Raw genomic sequence first — 18,360 nt, 5'->3', positions numbered from 1 at the left:
TCGCTCACCCGTTGCCGTCACGCTTGTTGCCGTCAGCCGATGTCTCGCCGAGCCTGTCCTTCAGCGCCGTCATCAGCTGCGGGTCGGCGAGCAGCGCCTTGATCTGGTCGCTCGCCGCCATCTTGCCGTCCATGTAGCGCAGCAGGTTGGCGAGCTGCTCGCGTGCCTCGAGCAGCTTGGCCGTCGCCGGGATCTGACGGGCGATCGCCGCCGGGTTGAGGTCGTCGAACCGCGAGAACTTCAGCGCGACCGAGAGCTTCTCATTGCCGTCGCTGCCCAGCTTGTTGGGCACGTTGAAGGCGACGCCCGGCTCGATCGCGGCCATGCGCTGATCGAAATTATCCATGTCTATGTCGAGGAATTTGCGCTCGGAGATATCGGGCTTCGCCACGGCCGAGGCATTGCCCGAGAGATCGGCAAGGACGCCCATCACAAAGGGCAATTCGATCTTCTGGTCGGCATTGTAGGGGTCCTCATAGGTGATATGGACCCGTGGTGGCCTGTTGCGGCGAATGAACCTTTGCCCAGAATCTCCGGCCATCGTCAGTGCCTTTCCTCTCGATGCATCACGCAGAGGCAGCGTGACACCACGCCAAGTCACCAATCTCCCAATACAATACACAAATGCAGTCAGCTTGACAGTTCCCGTCGCGCTGCTTGGCATCCGCAAGTCGTCATCGCCGACCGGTCGCGATCTTGTGAAGTCGCGGCGGGCCGCAGGCCTGGGGAGGAGCGCCGCGGGAGCGCCGGCCCGGCACCAGACCTCGACCTACTCGTCCCTGCTCTGACGTATGCCGACTTCAGGAAGGATATCGCTGAGCAGCGACATGAAATCATGCTGCGCGAGCCCACAGGCCTTGTCCATCAGCAGCGGGATCGGGTTGGAGGGCTCGACCTGCCGGTAGAACCCCGCCACCGCCTTCATCCGGCCGACCGCCTCGGCGCGGGTCGCGACACCCGCCACCAAAGGCGCGCCGACCGGCGCCGGAGCGACCGCAGCCGGCCCGGTCTCGCTCCCCTGCCCGGGCTCCGCCCCGAGCTCGGCCACCGCATCGTCCGGCCCCTCTTCCGCCTCCTCCCAGCCCTCGCTCGGCGCCTCCTCCGCGCCATCGTCGGGCTGGTCATAGCCATCCGACGCGTTCAGGCGCTCGAGCGGCAGCTGAAAACGCGGCTCGGTGCCGATTTCGAGCATCGCCTTGTCGACATGTTCGGGAAACATGATCTGGATCACTTCGATCAGCGACTTGCCGATCAGCCGCTGGGCCTGCCCGATCAGCAGCACGGCCGGGCTCGAAGGCTCGGCGCGGCGAAAATAGCCCAGGCAGGCGGCCAGCGCCGCACGCGCCTCCGCCACAGAAGCGCAGGAGCCCGGCGGCAGGCCGGCCGGGCCTACCGAAGCCGCGACCGGCATACCGGCCTCGATGGGCTGATCCGCCGGAGCGGCGGGCATCCGCGCACCGACGACCGGCTCGAGAAAGCCGATGATCTGACCGACCAGCGCCGAGAGACGTGGAAAACTCACCGCTCCGCCGCCAGCGCGCTCGCTCCAGGTCGCACGGATCAGGGCGATCGCATCACGGATCGTCACGAGATGAGCGAAGGCGGCCTGCAGCTCCGCGCCATCGGTTTCGGCCAGCGCCGCCTGGATCGCGCCCGCATCCGGGTGCTGCTCCTCCTCCTCGGGCTGGATCGTGCCGGCGGCGACGAGCTGGCTGCGGAAGACCAGAGGGCCGATCCGCCGGCTGATCAGGAGTGGCGCATGCTGCAACGGCAGCACGACCGTGGCCAGGTCGTCGAGACTTTGCAGCGCCACCTCGCGCAGGATGAAGTCGCCCTGCTCGGCACGCGGATGCACCTCGTCCCAATGCTCCGAGAGATGGCCGGTGATCAGCCCCAGGCAGGCGGAAAAGCCCGGTATGTCGCGATTGAGCAGGCAGAGCTTCCCGGCCAGCACCAGTACCCGGATGTCGCGGCTGAGCTTGAGTATCTTGGCGAGGTCGCCGAAGGCGGCGGGGAAATCGATCGTCGCCCGGTCGAAGGCGACCAGCCGGCCATCCGGCCGGGGCGCGAAATAGGATGTCGGCAGCGCAACTTCCAGATGCGCGATAATGTTCGTGAAGCCCGCATCTTCTTCGGGATCGGGCCCGCAGAGGTCGTCCGCGGAAACCGGCCCGGAAAAATCAGCGAAGTTCAGCGCCGCCATGGAGCCCCTCGGTCAACAGGCCGATGCCAAGCGGCCGCTGGCAGGAATGCGCGTCAATCCACACGGATCCGCGTCTCGACCCGGCGATTATCGCCGGAATAGGGATCGGCCACGATCGGCTTGGTCTGGCCGAAGCCGCGCGGCAGCAGCTTGGCGGTATCGACACCGCGTTCGCTGAGATAGCTCACCACGGCCTTTGCGCGACGCTCCGACAGATTGAGATTGTAGTCGGCCGAGCCCCTCGCATCGGTATGCCCTTCGACCAAGAAGCTGCTGGCGGCGAGCTGCGGATCCTTCAGCGCCTTGGCGAACTCGTCGAGATTGCTCTTGGCATCGGGCTCGAGCACGTCCGAGTTATACTTGAAGCGGACCACCAGGTCGAAGGCGGCCGCTGGTTTCACGACATGACCCGCCTTGCTGCATTCTGCCTCCGTTCCGACGCAGAGCCCGCGCGACACGCCGAGATTGGGCTTCCCACCCCCGAAATGCTTGATGATGTCATCTGCCTTGTAGCTTTGGGCCTGTGCCGGCACGGCCGAAACCGCGCATAACCCGACGGCGAAAGCGGCGCTGATACTGACAAGGGCCTGCTTGCGCACGGTCTTCCTCCCGATTAACTTCAAGTCGGCGGTCGAAGACTGAGGGTTGAGACTATGACTCTCAGCATCCGCTGCGTCAATGTCGTACCCGGCCACAAGCCACGAGGTTTCGTTGATGCCAAGCGAACTTCGACAGTCAAAAAGACTTGCTTCCTTTACAACCCCATTGGGGAAAGACTTTTTTTCACTTATCAAGTTTGAAGCGCACGAAGCTCTGAGCGAACTATTCGCCTATCAGGTCGAGGCGACGAGCACGACTGCGAACGCCGACCTGCAAAGCATCATAGGCGAGAAATGCTCGGTCAAGATGACCTTGAAGAACGGTCAGGACCGCGTCTTCAACGGTGTTCTCGTCGATGCGCAATGGCTCGGCCGCGAGAACGACATCGACAGCTATCGTTTCGTCCTGCGGCCCTGGCTCTGGCTGCTCTCACAGCGCGCAGATTGCCGGATCTTCAAGAACAAGACGCCGCTCGACATCGTCAAGACGATCTTCGGCAAGGAGGACAAGGCGAGCTTCGACGACCGCGTCAGCGACAAGCCGGGCGAGATCGATTACTGCGTGCAGTATCGCGAGACCGATCTCGACTTCGTGCTCAGGCTGCTCGAGAAGCACGGGATCTACTATTACTTCAAGCATACGGATGGCGACCACAAGCTGATCCTCTCCGATGCCCGCTCGTCGCACGACTCCGTCACCGCGGCGGCCGAGCCCACCTTCGCCGGCGCCGGCAGCGCCTACCCGTTCATGCCCAGGGATGGCCAGCAGCGCCGCCCGATCGAGCACATCACGCAATGGTCGACGCTGCGCCGCCTGCGCACCGGCAAGATCGAGCTCCAGGACTATGATTTCGAGAAATCCACCGCCGACCTGACCGCCAAGGCCGAGGAAGGCTTCGCCCGCAGCAAGGCCTATGAGAGCTACGACTATCCCGGTGCCTATCTGGATCGCGGCAAGGGTGAGCGCTTCGCCAAGGTGCTGGCGCAGGCCGAACAGGCGCAGGATGATCGCCGCCAGGCCATGGGCGAGGCACCGAGCCTGCATCCGGGCTCGGTGATGACCCTCGGCGACCACCCGGTCGGTTCCGAGAACGCCGAATATCTGGTGGTGCGCGCCACGCATAATTTCGGGGTTCAGAGCTATCGCTCCGCGAAGCGCGTCGACGACGCGATCTATCACGGCTCCTACGAACTCCTGAAAGCCGACAAGCGCTTCCGCGCGCCGCTCGTCACCCCTTCTCCGGTGATCGTCGGACCGGACACCGCCAGGGTGGTCGGCGAGAAGAACAAGGGTGAGGAAGGCGATATCGACGTCGACAAATACGGCCGGGTCTGGCTGCGCTTCCACTGGGACCGGGAAAAGGACTCGACCTCCTGCCGCGTTCGCGTCGGACAGCTCTGGTCCGGCAAGAACTGGGGCGGACAGATCATCCCGCGCATCGGCCAGGAGGTCATCGTCGAATTCATCGAGGGCGATCCCGACCGCCCGCTGATCACCGGCGCCGTCGTCAACGACCAGCACATGCCGCCCTATGACCTGCCGGCCAACAAGACCCAGTCGGGGCTGAAATCGGAATCCACCGAAGGCTCAGGCAAGGCTGGCAAATTCAACGAAATCAAGTTCGAGGACCTCGCCGGCAAGGAGGTCTTCAGCCTGCAGGCGCAGAAGGACCACAAGACCGTGGTCTTCAACACCGAGACCCGCGATGTCGGCAAGGAGTTCGAGGGCGGCCCGACCGACTTCACCCGCACCACCCAGATCATGGGCGGCAGCGACAAGCTGCACGTCAAAGACGGAAAGCGCTATGTCGAGGCGGCGCTCGAGATCAAGCTGGTCTGCGGCGAGAGCACCATCACCATGACGCCGACCGACATCACCATCTCGTCGCCGACCATCAAGGTCACCAGCACCCTCAAGACCGAGGTCCACGCCGACGCGACCACCATCGTCACCGGCGGCATCGTCAAGATCAATTGAGCGCGCGATGACCCGCCTCCGCTTCAGCACGGCCGGCGAAGTCTTCGAGAGCTTCCCCGCTCTGCGCCGGCTCGTCGCCACGGCACCGGCGAACGAGGCACCGCTGGCCTTCCTCGCCCGGCTTGCCGCCGGCGCCGAGCCGAAAGATGCGATCGGCTTCTGCGCCTTTCTGCTGCCGCGGCGGGAAGCCGTCTGGTGGGCCCTCCAGAGCGTCCAGCGCATGCGCCCGGCGGGCGCCCCGGCTGGGCCGGCGCTTGCCGCGGCCGAAGCTTGGGTGCGTGATCCCGGCGATGCCCGGCGGCGCGAAGCGCTGTCGGTCGCGGAAGCCGCGGACCCGGCCGAACCCGCCACCTGGGTCGCCTGGGCGGCCGGCTATTCCGGCGGCAGCATGCTGGCGAGCCATGCCGTGCCCTGCCCGCCCGACCTCACCGCCAAGACCGCCCGGATCGCCGTGTTAACCGCATTGGGCCGCCTTCCGGCCCGTGAGCGCGATGCCGCATTGCGAAACTGCATCGAAGCGTGCTTTCGTCTGGTCGATGACGAAGGCGGCGGAGCGCGGACGTAGAGCTGGCGTGGCGATGCCGCCTGAACGGCACAAGCCTCGTGGCAGCGATACGGACATGTCCAGATGGCGCTGACGCTGACGATCGAGAACGAGACCTCGCTGCCCGATGGCGGCCCGCTCAGCGTGACGCTCAGTGGCGGACGGGGCCTCGATATCGGGCGTGACCAGCATCTCGACTGGGCCCTGCCCGATCCGACGCGCACCATCTCCGGCCGCCATTGCGAGATCCGCTTCCACGACAACGCCTATTGGCTGCGTGACATCTCGACCAACGGCACCTTCATCAACGGCGCGGCCCATCGGGTGCAGTCGCCCTATCGCCTGCAGCATGGCGACCGGCTCGAAATCGGCCACTACATCATCGCCGTGGCGATCGACGATGCCGGCCGGCAACCGGCGGCCATGGCCGAGCGGCCGCCGGCCCCGCCGCCCCCGGCTGAATCGCTCTGGGACGGCAATGGCGACGAGGCGCCACCGATCGCACGCCGCGACCTGATGCCGCCGCAGAAATACCGGCCGGTCCATGCCGGCTTCATCGACTGGGCCGCCGATATCCCGACGCCGGAGGAAACCGGGCGGCAGGCCTTCGCGCCGCAGCCTGAGCCGCCGGCCACTGCCGCTCCGCCCGCGCCTTCGCGCCAAGACGAGATGGCCTGGGCGCCCTATCAGCCGCCGCCCGTCCCGGCGGCCGACCCCATCGCCCCGATCCCGACGCCTCGCCGGCCGCCGGGTCCGCTCCCGGCCGCCGATCCGTGGAGCGAGGCGCCGCCGGCAGGGCCGCTGCCCGCCTTCGAGCCGCCCTTCCCGCCGCCTGCGCCGCCGCGTCCGCCACCACCCTCGGCAGCCGCGACCGCCGGCGAGATCTCCCCGGCCGAGTTCATGGCCCGCTTTGCGCGCGGCGCCGGCCTGCCGGTCGAAGCCCTGTCCTGGCAGGACCCCGGCGCTTTCGCCGAGCAGACCGGCGCGCTGATGCGTCTCGTCGCCGTCGAGCTGAAGCAGTTGCTGGCGGCGCGGGCCGAGAGCAAGCGCATCGCCCGCAGCGCCAATCAGACGATGATTCAGGCGCAGGACAACAACCCGCTGAAATTCTCGCCGACCATCGAGGATGCGCTCAGGCTGATCCTGGGCCGCCCGACCAGCGGCTATCTCAACGCCCAGAAGGCGTTCGAGGAGAGCTTCAGGGATCTCAAGGCCCACCAGATCAAGACCTATTCGGCGATGCAGCACGCGTTGCGCATGCTGGTCGAGGATCTCGATCCGCAGGCTGTTTCCGAAAGCCTCGGCTCGGAGCGCGGCCTCGAAGGCCTGCTCTCGTCGCGCAAGGGCCGGCTCTGGGACGCCTATGTCGCGCGCTGGGAGGCCAAGACCGCCCCTTACGAGGATGGGCTGGTCGACGCCTTCATGCTCTACTTCGCCGAATGCTATGACCGCGGCGGCCGCTGAGGGGCACCCCCTAGGTCCGGCGCCGCTCACAGCCCCAGCAGCGCCCTGATCGCCCGCGGCTCGAGCTCGGGCGGCGGATCGTCGAAGCTCGCCCGGTAATAATCGAGCATGCTCAGCCGCTCGAAATTGTTCCAGACCTCCGCGTCGCCCATGGCGCTGCCGCGCTCTTCGAGATTGAGAATCGTGTTGTAATCGGCGCTCCCCGGCTCGCCGAAGACCAGGGCTGGCGGCAGCGGCTCGGCACGCAACTCGCTCTCCGCCGCCAGGATCGCCGCCAGGGCTCGCGGTGCCCAGATCCGGTTGTAGGCATCGGCGACGTCGCGCTCCGGCACACCCTGCGCCATCAGAACCTGCCGGCAGGCATCGGCGAAGGCATTGGTCATGCCGTTGCGCTCGGCGATCCGGTCGGCCGCGTTGAAATTGGCGTGGATCGGCTCGACATAGGCGAACTCGTTCTGCAGCAGCCGGGCCGGCTCACCCTGGAGATAGAGCCAGGGCATGGCGCCATCGATAACGATCTGGCCCGGCAGGAGATGCGCTGCCTGGTTCTCGCCGGGCGCGCTGAAGAACTGCTGCTCGGTCCCCTTGCAGATCACGCTCGGCTGGCGCGAGAGCGGCAAGCCGCCCCCGCCTCCGGCGCGGATCAGCAGCATGAAGGCCAGCACCTTGGCGACGCGTGAATTGCGCGAGCGCCCATGCCAGACCGCCAGATCGGCATCCCGCACGCTGCGCTCGACACGCAGCAGGCGGAAGCGCTCATAGCCCGAGACGATCCGGTCGGGGGAGCTTCGCCGTCCCATCTCAGCCGCCGATGATCACGGTCGGCTCGCCGAAGGCGATCTTGTTCGGCGGCCCCACCGCCTCGATGATGGTGTCGCCGACCCGGCAGGCGCTGAGGCTGTTGATCAGCACGGTCTGCGAGCCGTCGACGACGACGCCGGGCCCGTGCGGCGGGATCGGCAGAGGGGTCGCGCAAATGTGAATATCCGCGCCACCGGCCGCGCCGGAGATCATCGAGCCCATGCTGGCGGCGGCAGCGGCCTTCGTCGCCTCCTCGGCGGCCTTGGCCGCGGGCGCCCCCGGCGTGCCGGCGGCGGCGAGCGTCGCCGCCTCGGCCACCTGGATTGTGGTGTCCGAGATCGCCTTGGCCGCCTGGATCGCCGCCGCGGCGGCGGCCGAAACGCCGCGCCAGGCGGGCTTGCCGCCGATGATCACGTTGAAACTGCCGGGGCCGGGCTGAAGCACGCCAGGGAGCGGATGGATCACCGGATCGAGGATGCGCGCGGCAGGACCGGTCGGCATGGCCTATCCCCTTCGACTACCGCCACGGCGCGCAGGCCACGGCCCCCCCGCAAGTTGATCTAGCGGGGGATCCGCAGACCTGCCGCCGCGAAATCTTTGCCAAAGCACGCAAACAGGTTCGGCGAATACGATGGCACGCCATGGTGACGCTGGGAAGCGAGCTGTATATGCTCTTGAACCAGCCTTGAGATAGCGAGAACCGGATGTCGTGGTACAGCAAGGTTGTCTGGTCCGAAGGCCTGTTCCTGCGACCGCACCATCTGCAGCAGAGCGACCGCTACCTCGAAAACCTGCTGGAAAGCCGCGTCAGGCACACCACGCCCTATCCATGGGGGTTTTCGGTGCTGGAGATCGACCGCGACCTCGCCCAGCAGAGCCGCATCGGCCTGCGCCGCGCCGTCGGCGTACTGCCGGACGGGACCCCCTTCGCCGTGCCGGACAACGCGCCGCTGCCGCCGGCGATCGAGGTGCCGGAGAATGCGGCCGGACAGATCGCCTGGCTCTCCCTGCCGCTCGCTTCCGCCAACACGCGCGAGGTCGAGGACAGCCTGAGCGGCAGCGCCAGCCGCTTCATCCCGGCGACCGAGATGCTGATCGACTCCACCGCATCGCTGCGGATCGAGGAGGAGATCGACATCGCCCATCCGCGCCTTTCGCTCGAACTGCGCAAGACCGCCAAGCCCGGCTATGTCGGCCTCGCCCTCGGCCGCATCCTGGAAGTGCGCGATCGCGCCGTCCTGTTCGACGAGAAATTCGCGCCGCCGCTCCTGATCTGCTCGGCCCACCCGGTCGTCGACGGCTGGATGGACCGGGTCATCGGCTGGATCGACAACAAGCTGGAGGAACTCGCCCGCTACGCCGCCGACCCGACCGCGGGCGGCGGCCTGCAAAGCGCCGACTACTTCATCCTGCAGATGCTCAACCGGCACATCCCGGTGCTGAAGCACATGCGCGGCTCGCGCTTCGTGCATCCGGAACGGCTGTTCGTGACGCTGCTCGCCATTGCCGGCGAGCTCGCCACCTTCACCACCGCCGAGCGCCGCGCCCGCGACTATCCCGCCTATGATCATGACGATCTCGAGGGCTGCTTCACCCCGGTCGTGCGCGACATCCAGGATTTTCTCTCGGCCCAGCTCGGCCGCCGTGCCATCCGCCTCGAAATCGTCGAGCGCGCGCCCAACGCCTTCATGTCGACGATCCGCGATCGCGCCCTGGTGCGCAATGCGACGCTGATCCTCGAAGTCGCGGCGCGCCGGCCGCTGACCGAGATCCAGGCGCAGTTCCCGCATCTGTTCAAGGTCGGCCCCAACACCAAGATGAACGAGATCGTCCATGCCCATCTGCCGGGCATCAATCTCGTCCATCTGCCGACGCCGCCGCCGCAGATCCGGGCGCTGACCGACCACGTCTATTTCTATCTCGACCGCACCTCGCCGCTCTGGCCGGAGTTCAGCACGGCGAGTTCGATCGGCATGCATTTCTCCGGTGACTGGCCGGATCTCGAAATGGAGCTCTGGGCCGTGCTCGAGGGCAGAAGATGAGCGACAAGGGTTCGCCCTCCGATCCGTTCGGACGCTCGGACCGGACGATCATCAAACCGAACCCGGCGGGAAGGCGGGCGCCGCCGCCCTCGCGCCCCGACCCGCAGCCCGTCAGTCCTGGCTACCCCGCGCCCCCGGCCTCGCCCCATGGCTACGGCCCGTCGACCGCGCCGCAATATCCATCGGGCGCGGCTGGCTCCCCGGGCGTGCCCGGCACCGGCGAGGAATGGCTCTCGGCGCCGCCGCCCCGGCCCAGCGCGGCATCGCCGCCCGGCCATGTCCCGCAGGCTCTGCCGCGGCGCGAGCAGATGCTCACGCCCAATGCCAATCCGATGCTCAAGGCGGCCGGCCCGCTTCTCCTGCTGCTCGGGCGCCTGCGCGCCTCGCTGAGCAGCGCCCCGGCCACCCAGATGATCGGCCAGGTCGGCGAGACGATCGAGGCCTTCGAGCACGAGGTCCGGGCAGCCGGCGCCTCGCCCGAGCAGACGCGCACCGCCAAATACATCCTCTGCGCCTTCGCCGACGACATCGTCCAGAACATCCCCGGCGAGGATCGCCATGTCTGGACGCAGTACAGCATGCTCTCGCGCTTCTTCGGCGAACGCACTGGCGGCGTGCGCTTCTTCGAGGAGCTGGAGCGCGCCAAGCGGGATCCGTCGGTCAATTACGACCTGCTCGAATTGATGCATGCCTGCCTGGCGCTCGGTTTCGAGGGCATCCACCGCACCTCGGCCGGCGGCGCCGCCAATCTGCAGATGATCCAGCGCAGCCTGTTCGAGACGCTGCGGCGGGTGAAGCAACCCGATCCGGAGTTGTCGCCGCGCTGGCAGGGGCAGGCGCTGGTTTCGCGTCTGGCCGGGTTCAGGACCCCGGTCTGGTCGGTCGCCGCCGTCGCCGCCGTCGCGGTGCTCGGCCTCTATTTCATCTTCCGGGCCCTGCTCGGCGGCAATGCCGAGGCCTCGGCCTCCGCCTTGCTCGCCGTCCATCCCAAGGGCGAGCTTTCGATTGTCCGGAAAGTCTTCGCCAAACCGCCGCCGCCATTACCGCCGCCGGCGCAGCAGCCCAAGATCTGCACCACGGTGCGCCCGCCGATCACCTGCCAGGTCACGCCCAACCTGATCATCGTCCGGCTCGTCGACATCACCCTGTTCGAGCCCGGGCAGGCGGTGGTGCGCGACGAGTTCCGCCCGCTGATCGAGCGCATCGCCGCAGTGCTGAACGAGGAAGGCGGGGCGATCAAGGTCGTCGGCCACACCGACAGCCAGCCGATCCGCACCGCGCGCTTCCCCTCCAACCAGCAATTGTCGCTGGAGCGCGCCAAGGCGGTCGGCGAGCTCCTCAAGACCAGGCTGAACCGGAAGGATCGGATCAGCATCGAGGGCAAGGGCCCCGACGCGCCGATCGCCAGCAATGCCACGCCTGAAGGACGCGCCAAGAACCGCCGGGTCGAGATCCTGATCCAGCGCGAAAGCTAGAGACCGAACGAGCACCGCGAGACCTGCCAAGAGGGAGATCGACACGAAATGAGCGTCGCGATCTGGCTCAGGATCGTCGCAATCGCAGTGGGCACGCTGGCGCTCGCCCTGCTGATCTGGTTCGGCGGTCCCTTCGTCGCGATCGGCGAAGTGCGTCCGTTCGAGCCGCTCTTCGTGCGCCTGCCGCTCGTCCTGCTTCTCGCGATCGGCGCCGGCGTCTGGATCGCCATGATCCTCATCCGGCGGCGCAAGGCAGTGGCTGCGCTGAGCGAGGCGCTGGCCAAGGAGGAAAGCGCGACCGGCGACGGCGCGGCACTCGGCTCGGCGATGCGCGATGCGCTGGCGACGCTGAAGCGGGCTCGCGGCAAGGATGGCGGCGACTATCTCTACGACCTGCCCTGGTATGTGATGATCGGCCCGCCCGGCGCCGGCAAGACGACGGCGCTAGTCAATTCCGGCCTGAAATTCCCGCTGGCGCGCGGCGGCCAGGCCCCGGCGGCGGTCGCCGGCAATGGCGGTACGCGCTATTGCGACTGGTGGTTCGCCGAGGAAGCGGTGCTGATCGACACCGCCGGGCGCTACACCACCCAGGACACCGACGCCAAGGCCGAACGCGCGAGCTGGCTCGCCTTCCTCGACCTGTTGAAGCACAACCGCCCGCGTCAGCCGATCAACGGCGTCATGGTCGCGATCAGCGTCGAGGATCTGCTGACCTCGACGCCCGAACAGATTGCCGCCCATGCCGAGGCGATCCGCGCCCGTCTGCTCGAGCTGAACGAGCGCCTGAAGATCGACTTCCCGGTCTATGCGGTCTTCACCAAGGCCGATCTGATCGCCGGCTTCAACGAGTTCTTCGGCGGGCTCTCCGAGCCGCAGCGCCGCATGGTCTGGGGCCACACCTTCCAGACCCGCGACAAGACCCGCAACATGATCGGCGACGTTCCACCGGAGTTCGACGCGCTGATCGAGCGCCTGAACCAGCGCCTCTCCGACCGCCTGCAGGACGAGCCCAATCCGACCGCACGCGCCCAGCTCTTCGGCCTGCCGAGCCAGATGGCGGCGCTGAAGCCGATCGTGGTCGACTTCCTCGGCCGCGTCTTCGAACCGACGCGCTACCAGCAGAGCGCGACGCTGCGCGGCTTCTACTTCACTTCGGGCACACAGGAAGGCACGCCGATCGACCAGCTGATCGGCGCGCTCTCGCGCAATTTCGGCAGCGAGCATGCCGGCACCGGCAGCTTCTCGGGCCGAGGCAAGAGCTATTTCCTGACCGATCTGATCCAGAAGGTGATCATCGGCGAGTCCGGCTGGGTCTCGACCGATCTGCGCGCCACGCGGCGCTCTGCACTGCTGCGTGCCGCCGGCTTCACCGCCGTGGCGCTCGTCGCGGTAACGCTCGCCGGACTGTGGTGGACGAGCTATGCGCGCAACAGCGAGCTGATCAACCAGACCAATTACGCCCTCGCCGACTACCGTTCGAGCGCCGCCCCGGTGCTGCAGGAAACGACGATCTCGGAACGGAATTTCAGCCTTGTCCTGCCGTTGCTGCACAAATTGCGGCACATGCCGGCCGGCTATGCCAGCAAGGACGAGCCGACACCCGTCGCCGCGACCTTCGGTCTGAGCCAGCGCGAGCGCCTGCAATCGGCGACACAGATCAGCTATCAGGAGGCGCTGGAGCGGATGCTGCGCTCGCGCATCATCTTCCGGCTCGAAGAGCAGCTCGAGGCGAATGCCAACAATCCAGGCTTCCTCTACGAAGCGCTCAAGGTCTATCTGATGATCGGCGGCCGGGCGAAGCTCGACCGCGATCTCGTCCTCGCCTGGATGCGGCTCGACTGGGCCGAGAACCTGTTCCCGGGCGCCGCCAACGCCAAGGGCCGCGAGGCGCTGGAAGAGCATCTCACCGCGCTGCTCGATCTCGACGAGGGCGCCGAGCCGCTGGTCAAGCTCAACCAGACGCTGATCGAGAGCAGCCAGCAGACACTGCGGCGGATGAGCATCGCCGAGCGCGCCTATGAGTTGCTGCGCACGCAAGGGCGCAACGCCAACCGCGACTGGGTCGCGGCGCAGCGCGGCGGCTCGGATGTCCGGCTCGTCTTCGAGGGGGTCTCCGGCGAGGACCTCGATACGATCCGGGTGCCCTATTTCTACACCTATGACGGCTTCCAGAACGCCTTCGTCGACCGCCTCGGCGATATCGGCGAGCGCATCGAGAAGGAGCGCTGGGTCCTCGGCGAGAATGTCGACCAAGCTGCAATCACTTCGCAATATGCCAGTCTTTTCCAGGATCTTCTGAAGCTTTATTCACGCGATTTCACAGCGTCGTGGCAGCGCGCGCTGCGCCGGTTGAAGCTGCGCCCGCTCAATGCCGACAAGCCGAAATACGTGGCGCTTTCGGCGATCGCCGCGCCGACCTCGCCCTTCAAGCAAGTGCTGGAATCGGTTCGCGACGAGACGCAGCTGACCAAGGAGCGCGCCGCCCGCCGACCGACCGCCGCGCAGGCGGCGGCGCAGGCCGGCAAGGAGGCCGCAGCCAAGACGCTGGAGGAGCGGGCCAATGCGGCGCTGGGCCGACTCGGCACCTCCCTGCCGCTGAGCGCGCCGGGCGTCGACCGCGTGCTCTCGGCCGGCAGCGAGGCGCTCGGCGCCAATATCGAGGCCGGCTTCAAGCAGTACCATGTCCTGGTCGACGGCGATCTCGGCCGCCGGCCGGTCGACCAGGCGCTGCAGATCTTCGCCGAGATCAACCAGAACCTCGCCATGGCGGCGACCACCCCGGCCCAGTCGGCGGCGGCGAACGTCGCGATGGTGCCATTGATCGCCTCGCTGCGCGGCAATTCCTCCCGCTACCCTGCCCCGTTCGATGCAATGATCGTCTCGGCGGTCAATGATTTCGAGGGCGACGCCACCAGCGCCACCATCTCGCTACTGCGCCAGGCGCTCGGCGACGAGGTCAGCCGCACCTGCACCAATCTTCTCGCCAATCGTTACCCCTTCACCAAGGGCAGCACCCGCGACATCGCCCTCTCCGACTTCGCTCAGCTCTTCGCGCCCGGCACCGGCGCCATGGACAAGTTCCTGAAGGAACGCCTCGATCCCTATATCGACAAGTCCGGCGCGCAATGGATCTGGCGCGCCGACAGCCGCGTCGCCCGCTCGCTCTCGCCGACGACCTTGCGCGAGTTCCAGCGCGCCAGCGACATTCGCGAGGCCTTCTTCCCGACCGGCGGCAACCTGCCCTCCTTCCAGATGGTGGCGGTGCCGACCGCCCTGTCCTCCGACGCCTCAGGCGCCAAGCTCGAGATCAACGGCTTCACGGTGGCGAGCCAGCAGGGCGTCAACACGCCGACGCCGGTGATGTGGCCGGGTGCCGGGCTGGCGCGAACCTCGATCACCCTGACGCTCGGTGGCGGCGCTGGCAGCAACAATGCCGGCGGCATCTTCGGCGGCGGCTTCTTCTCGAACAGTCCGACCCCGGCCGCGCCGAGCGAGGTCAAGCTGTTCGAGCGCGACGGCGTCTGGTCTTTCTTCCGGCTGCTCGATGCCGGCTCGGCGCTGCGCCAGGGCGACAATGTCGTCTTCACGCTCGCCTCCGGCGGCCGACAGGTCGGCTACCAGTTCGGCGTCGGCTCGCTGAAGAACCCGCTGGTGCTGCCGGCGCTGCGCGAAATCCGCTGTCCGACGGGGATTTGAGCCATGGCGTGCGGGCTGTTCGGAAAGCTGCCGGGCAAGCGCGACTTCATCGCCCTGGGGGTGCCCACGGCCTTTCTCTCGGTCTACGAGCCCTGGCTCCAGGGTGGGCTGACCGCGAGCCGGCTCGCTCTCGGCGCCGGTTGGCAGGACGCCTTCCTGCACGCGCCGATCTGGCGCTTCTGGCTCGGCTCGGCCTATGGCGGCAACACCGTCGCCGGGGCCTTCATGCCCTCGGTCGACGGCATCGGCCGCTATTTCCCGCTCACGGTCTTCGCGGTCGCGGGTCCGGGCGCGGCGATCCCGCCGCCCGAGACCGACCCGCAGGATGCCTGGTTCGGCCGCGCCGAGGATTTCCTGCTGAATGCGCTTGAGCCTGAAGCGAGCTTCGAAGCCGTTGCCGAGGCGCTGGCCCAGTTGCCGGTTCCCAACGACGAGCTGAAGACCGCCCCGCCGGCCGACATGGTCAGGCTGTCCGACGGCACCATCGTCAGCGCGCTCGACCCGGCGACCTTCCCGGCCCGGCTGGCGGCGCTGCGGGTCGAGGACCATACGCGCTCCTATGCCCATGCCTGCTATCTCTGGACCGTCGGCGGCGAGAACTTCGAGCCGCTTGCCTTGGTCGGCCAGGCTCTGCCGAGCCCTTATCTGTTCAGCGGTCTGCTGACCGGCCGCTTCGACGCCTTTCTCGGTGCGGGAGCAGCGTCATGAACCATGCCGGCCCAGCCCCTCCCTTCGAGACCGGCGCGATCAGCCATCCCGGCCGTGTGCGCAGCCATAACGAGGACAATCTCGTGACGCGGCCCGAATTCGGGCTCTGGGCCGTCGCCGACGGCATGGGAGGACACGAGAACGGCGCCATGGCGAGCGCGACGGTCGCCGCCGCGCTCGACGGCATCGGTGCCGCGAGCTCAGCCGCCGACCTTCTGGCGCGGCTGGAACGGAGCGTGCTCGCCGCCAATGCCGAGCTGCGCCGCCGGGCCCACGAACAGGCGGGCGCGACCATGGGCTCGACCCTCGCCGTTCTGCTGGTTCACGGCAGCCATTTCGCCTGCCTCTGGTCGGGTGACAGCCGGATCTACCTCGTCCGCCACGGCTACATCACCCAGATCTCGCGCGACCATACCGAGGCGCAGGACATGATGGATCGCGGCCTGCTCAGCGCCGAGGAGGCGCGCAACTGGCCGCGCCGGCATGTGATCACCCGTGCCATCGGCGTGCACGATCTGCCCTCCCTCGACATCGACCATGGCGAGCTCGAAAGCGGCGACACCTTCGTGCTCTGCTCCGACGGCCTGACCGGACATGTCGAGGATGACGAGATCCTGCGCGCCGCATCCGGCGCTGATGTCCAGGGCGCTTGCGACGCACTGCTCGCGCTGACGCTGGAGCGCGGCGCGACCGATAATGTCACCGTCGTGATTGTCCGCTATCATCAGGATCGCCGCGTACAGACGCGCTGGATGCCGAACATGCGTCAGCCGAAGAACGAGGCCCCATGACCGATTCCGAGCGCACGATCATCATGCCGCGCAACGGGCTTTCGGTCGGCACGCGGCTGAACGGCATCTATGAGATCGAGCGCCTGATCGCGGTCGGCGGCATGGGGGAGATCTACAAGGGCCGCGCCATCCAGACCGGCGACGCGGTGGCGATCAAGATGGTCCGCCCCGACATGGCGCAGGACGAGGCGGTCGTCACCCTATTCCGCAAGGAAGCGGCGGCGCTGCACAATGTCTACAACGAGGCGATCGTCCGCTATTACGTCTTCACCGTCGATCCCGCGACGCAGGCGACCTATCTCGCCATGGAGTTCGTCGACGGGCAGTCGCTGTCGGAGCGGCTCAAGCAGGGAGCACTGCCTCCGGAGGAGGTCGACCTGCTGCGCCGGCGCATCGCCAGCGGCCTGCATGCCGCGCATATGCTGGGGATCACCCATCGCGACGTCTCGCCCGACAACATCATCCTGCCCGGCGGCCAGGTCGCGCGCGCCAAGATCATAGATTTCGGCATCGCCAAGTCCAGCCTGCTGGGCGAAAAGACCGTCATCGGCACCGGTTTCGCCGGCAAATACAACTATGTCTCGCCCGAGCAGCTCGGCCTGTTCGGCGGCGAGGTCACCGGCAGATCGGACATCTACAGCCTAGGCCTCGTCCTCGCCGAGGCACTTGGCGGCCGGCCCCTCGACATGGGCGGCACCCAGATGCAGATCCTGGAGAAGCGTCGGCGCGTGCCGGACCTTGCCGCGGTCGACAAGAGCCTGCGCCCGCTGTTGGCCCGCATGCTGGCGCCCGACCCCAAGGATCGGCCCGCCGACATGGCGGAAATCGCTTCCTGGCAGCTGAAGGGGCAGCGGAATGCCGCCGGCGGTGTCGGAGGCGGCGGCCTTGCCTGGAAGGCGCTCGCCGGTGCGGCCGCCTTCATCGTGCTCGCCGTTGGCGGCTTCCTCGCTTGGCAGCAGCTCGGACAGGGCGGCAGCCCGGCGACCGCCCCCGACCCGCCCGTGCTCGCCGGCCGCAGCGATGCGCCGCCCGTGCCAAGCCTGCAAGGCGTGGCTCCGGAGCCGCAACAGGCCCGCCCGAACGAAACGGCAGCGTCCCCACAACCGCCAGCCGGCAGCTTCGCCTCCGAGCGCCTGCAGCCGCAGCAACCGCCCTCGCAGCGCCCGCCAGCCCCCGCCTCCAACCCGGCGCCCACGGCACCGTCTCAAACTACGGCGCGAGCGGAAGCTCCGCCGACTCTAGGCCCGCCACCGGCAGCCCAGATCCAGGTCCCGCCTCCGGCCCAGTTGCCGCCGGTCGCCATTCCTCCGCTCACCGTCCCCCCTGCCGTCACCCCGCCGGCCGCGGAGAACAAGACGGCGACCAATATGGTCGACCAGCCCCCGGCAGAACGCGAGCCGCGCACGCCGGCGGAACGCATCGAGCGCTATATCGCGACTTACGATGGCGGCGCCTGCTTCTTCCTCTGGCCGACCTCGGTCGGCGACAGGCGCGCCGCGATCGAGGGCTTCGGCAGCTCCGCGCCGCCCTTCATCGCCTTCGATGGCGCCTTCAAGCGGGCGCAGGGCTTCGAGGCGCAGATCAGCCTCCGGTCGATCACCACGGCGCAATGTCCGATGGTCGATTTCCTGCGTCAGCTCGGGCGCGGCATAGATCGCAGCCCTGTCATGCAGATCGGCGCCTTCACCATGAAGAGCGGCGACACGCTGAGCGGCACGGTCGAGAGCGATCCAAAGCAGAACCTCGCTGTCCTGCTCGTCGGCGATGACGGACTTGTCTACAACCTCGCCAGCTTCACGCGCCGCGAGGGCGGCAAAGCGAGCTTCACCCTCAAGCTCGAATCGACGGCTGCCTCAGGCGCTCCGGTCCGTCCGCAAGCCGTCATCGCCCTTGTCAGCCAGACGCCGCTGCCTTCGCTCGCTGGACCCAATCCAGCGCCGGCCGGTGACGTTTTCCCGAGCTTGCGGCAAGATGTTTCGCGCCTCGGCGGCAGGATCGGCGTCGGTATCAAATATTTCAGGATCGAGTGAACGCAGGCGCATCGATCCCGGGCACTGCG

14 protein-coding genes are annotated in these 18,360 nt (G+C 67.6%); 9 read left to right on the top strand and 5 right to left on the bottom strand.

What is annotated here, in order from left to right; genetic code table 11:
- Positions 1-4: 4 nt before the first annotated feature.
- From tssB to ACWGRX_RS01230, 3 genes are all read right to left on the bottom strand, one after another.
- Positions 5-541 carry a type VI secretion system contractile sheath small subunit gene (gene tssB, locus ACWGRX_RS01240; protein WP_452116097.1) on the bottom strand — a complete coding sequence of 179 codons (537 nt, stop codon included), beginning with the start codon at positions 539-541 and terminating at the stop codon, positions 5-7.
- A 228-nt stretch (positions 542-769) separates the two neighbouring features.
- The gene (locus ACWGRX_RS01235) at positions 770-2,203 is read right to left on the bottom strand and encodes a type VI secretion system protein TssA (RefSeq protein WP_452116096.1); all 1,434 of its coding nucleotides are present in this window, start codon (positions 2,201-2,203) and stop codon (positions 770-772) included.
- 53 nt (positions 2,204-2,256) lie between these two features.
- A complete protein-coding gene (locus ACWGRX_RS01230; RefSeq protein WP_291634817.1) occupies positions 2,257-2,802 on the bottom strand; it encodes an OmpA family protein in 546 nt (181 codons plus the stop codon).
- 79 nt (positions 2,803-2,881) lie between these two features.
- Between ACWGRX_RS01230 and ACWGRX_RS01225 the strand changes: the two genes are divergently transcribed.
- From ACWGRX_RS01225 to tagH, 3 genes are all read left to right on the top strand, one after another.
- Complete coding sequence (locus ACWGRX_RS01225) at positions 2,882-4,780, top strand: type VI secretion system Vgr family protein (protein ID WP_452116095.1); 1,899 nt, start codon at positions 2,882-2,884, stop codon at positions 4,778-4,780.
- A gap of 7 nt (positions 4,781-4,787) precedes the next feature.
- The gene (locus ACWGRX_RS01220; protein WP_291645551.1) at positions 4,788-5,345 is read left to right on the top strand and encodes a DUF6931 family protein; all 558 of its coding nucleotides are present in this window, start codon (positions 4,788-4,790) and stop codon (positions 5,343-5,345) included.
- 63 nt (positions 5,346-5,408) lie between these two features.
- Entirely contained in the window at positions 5,409-6,788 is a 1,380-nt protein-coding gene (gene tagH, locus ACWGRX_RS01215) for a type VI secretion system-associated FHA domain protein TagH (protein ID WP_452116094.1), read from the top strand.
- Positions 6,789-6,814: 26 nt separating this feature from the next.
- Here the strand turns inward: tagH and ACWGRX_RS01210 are convergent, their stop codons facing one another.
- Positions 6,815-7,588: a hypothetical protein gene (locus ACWGRX_RS01210; RefSeq protein ID WP_452116093.1), complete on the bottom strand. Its 774-nt coding sequence runs from the start codon at positions 7,586-7,588 to the stop codon at positions 6,815-6,817.
- Between the two features lies 1 nt (position 7,589).
- On the bottom strand, positions 7,590-8,090 hold the full coding sequence (locus ACWGRX_RS01205; RefSeq protein WP_291645554.1) for a PAAR domain-containing protein: 501 nt from the start codon (positions 8,088-8,090) through the stop codon (positions 7,590-7,592).
- Positions 8,091-8,293: 203 nt separating this feature from the next.
- Between ACWGRX_RS01205 and tssK the strand changes: the two genes are divergently transcribed.
- The 6 genes from tssK to ACWGRX_RS01175 are packed head-to-tail and all read left to right on the top strand — an operon-like array spanning position 8,294 to position 18,331.
- On the top strand, positions 8,294-9,631 hold the full coding sequence (tssK, locus tag ACWGRX_RS01200) for a type VI secretion system baseplate subunit TssK (protein WP_291642065.1): 1,338 nt from the start codon (positions 8,294-8,296) through the stop codon (positions 9,629-9,631).
- Positions 9,628-11,106, top strand: coding sequence for a type VI secretion system protein TssL, long form (gene tssL / locus ACWGRX_RS01195; protein ID WP_452116092.1), 1,479 nt, complete (start codon positions 9,628-9,630; stop codon positions 11,104-11,106). The genes tssK and tssL overlap by 4 nt, the downstream gene beginning before the upstream one ends.
- Before the next feature lie 48 nt (positions 11,107-11,154).
- Complete coding sequence (tssM, locus tag ACWGRX_RS01190; RefSeq protein ID WP_452116091.1) at positions 11,155-14,802, top strand: type VI secretion system membrane subunit TssM; 3,648 nt, start codon at positions 11,155-11,157, stop codon at positions 14,800-14,802.
- A gap of 3 nt (positions 14,803-14,805) precedes the next feature.
- Entirely contained in the window at positions 14,806-15,510 is a 705-nt protein-coding gene (gene tagF / locus ACWGRX_RS01185; RefSeq protein ID WP_452116090.1) for a type VI secretion system-associated protein TagF, read from the top strand.
- Positions 15,507-16,301, top strand: a complete 795-nt coding sequence (locus ACWGRX_RS01180) for a PP2C family protein-serine/threonine phosphatase (RefSeq protein WP_452116089.1) — start codon at positions 15,507-15,509, stop codon at positions 16,299-16,301. The genes tagF and ACWGRX_RS01180 overlap by 4 nt, the downstream gene beginning before the upstream one ends.
- Positions 16,298-18,331, top strand: coding sequence for a serine/threonine-protein kinase (locus tag ACWGRX_RS01175; protein WP_452116088.1), 2,034 nt, complete (start codon positions 16,298-16,300; stop codon positions 18,329-18,331). Before ACWGRX_RS01180 ends, ACWGRX_RS01175 begins: the two co-directional genes overlap by 4 nt.
- Positions 18,332-18,360: the final 29 nt, after the last annotated feature.

The organism is Allobosea sp. NPDC055594 (genome assembly GCF_053618995.1).
This window is presented reverse-complemented; position numbering and strand designations above follow the sequence as displayed.

What these genes read in the sequence shown, in the direction of transcription:
- ACWGRX_RS01235 (WP_452116096.1), bottom strand. Translation starts at nt 2,203, where the DNA reads ATGGCGGCGCTGAACTTCGCTGATTTTTCCGGGCCGGTTTCCGCGGAC.
- ACWGRX_RS01210 (WP_452116093.1), bottom strand. Translation starts at nt 7,588, where the DNA reads ATGGGACGGCGAAGCTCCCCCGACCGGATCGTCTCGGGCTATGAGCGC.
- ACWGRX_RS01225 (WP_452116095.1), top strand. Translation starts at nt 2,882, where the DNA reads ATGTCGTACCCGGCCACAAGCCACGAGGTTTCGTTGATGCCAAGCGAA.
- tssL (WP_452116092.1), top strand. Translation starts at nt 9,628, where the DNA reads ATGAGCGACAAGGGTTCGCCCTCCGATCCGTTCGGACGCTCGGACCGG.
- tssK (WP_291642065.1), top strand. Translation starts at nt 8,294, where the DNA reads ATGTCGTGGTACAGCAAGGTTGTCTGGTCCGAAGGCCTGTTCCTGCGA.
- ACWGRX_RS01220 (WP_291645551.1), top strand. Translation starts at nt 4,788, where the DNA reads ATGACCCGCCTCCGCTTCAGCACGGCCGGCGAAGTCTTCGAGAGCTTC.
- ACWGRX_RS01180 (WP_452116089.1), top strand. Translation starts at nt 15,507, where the DNA reads ATGAACCATGCCGGCCCAGCCCCTCCCTTCGAGACCGGCGCGATCAGC.
- ACWGRX_RS01205 (WP_291645554.1), bottom strand. Translation starts at nt 8,090, where the DNA reads ATGCCGACCGGTCCTGCCGCGCGCATCCTCGATCCGGTGATCCATCCG.
- ACWGRX_RS01175 (WP_452116088.1), top strand. Translation starts at nt 16,298, where the DNA reads ATGACCGATTCCGAGCGCACGATCATCATGCCGCGCAACGGGCTTTCG.
- tagH (WP_452116094.1), top strand. Translation starts at nt 5,409, where the DNA reads ATGGCGCTGACGCTGACGATCGAGAACGAGACCTCGCTGCCCGATGGC.
- tagF (WP_452116090.1), top strand. Translation starts at nt 14,806, where the DNA reads ATGGCGTGCGGGCTGTTCGGAAAGCTGCCGGGCAAGCGCGACTTCATC.
- tssM (WP_452116091.1), top strand. Translation starts at nt 11,155, where the DNA reads ATGAGCGTCGCGATCTGGCTCAGGATCGTCGCAATCGCAGTGGGCACG.
- tssB (WP_452116097.1), bottom strand. Translation starts at nt 541, where the DNA reads ATGGCCGGAGATTCTGGGCAAAGGTTCATTCGCCGCAACAGGCCACCA.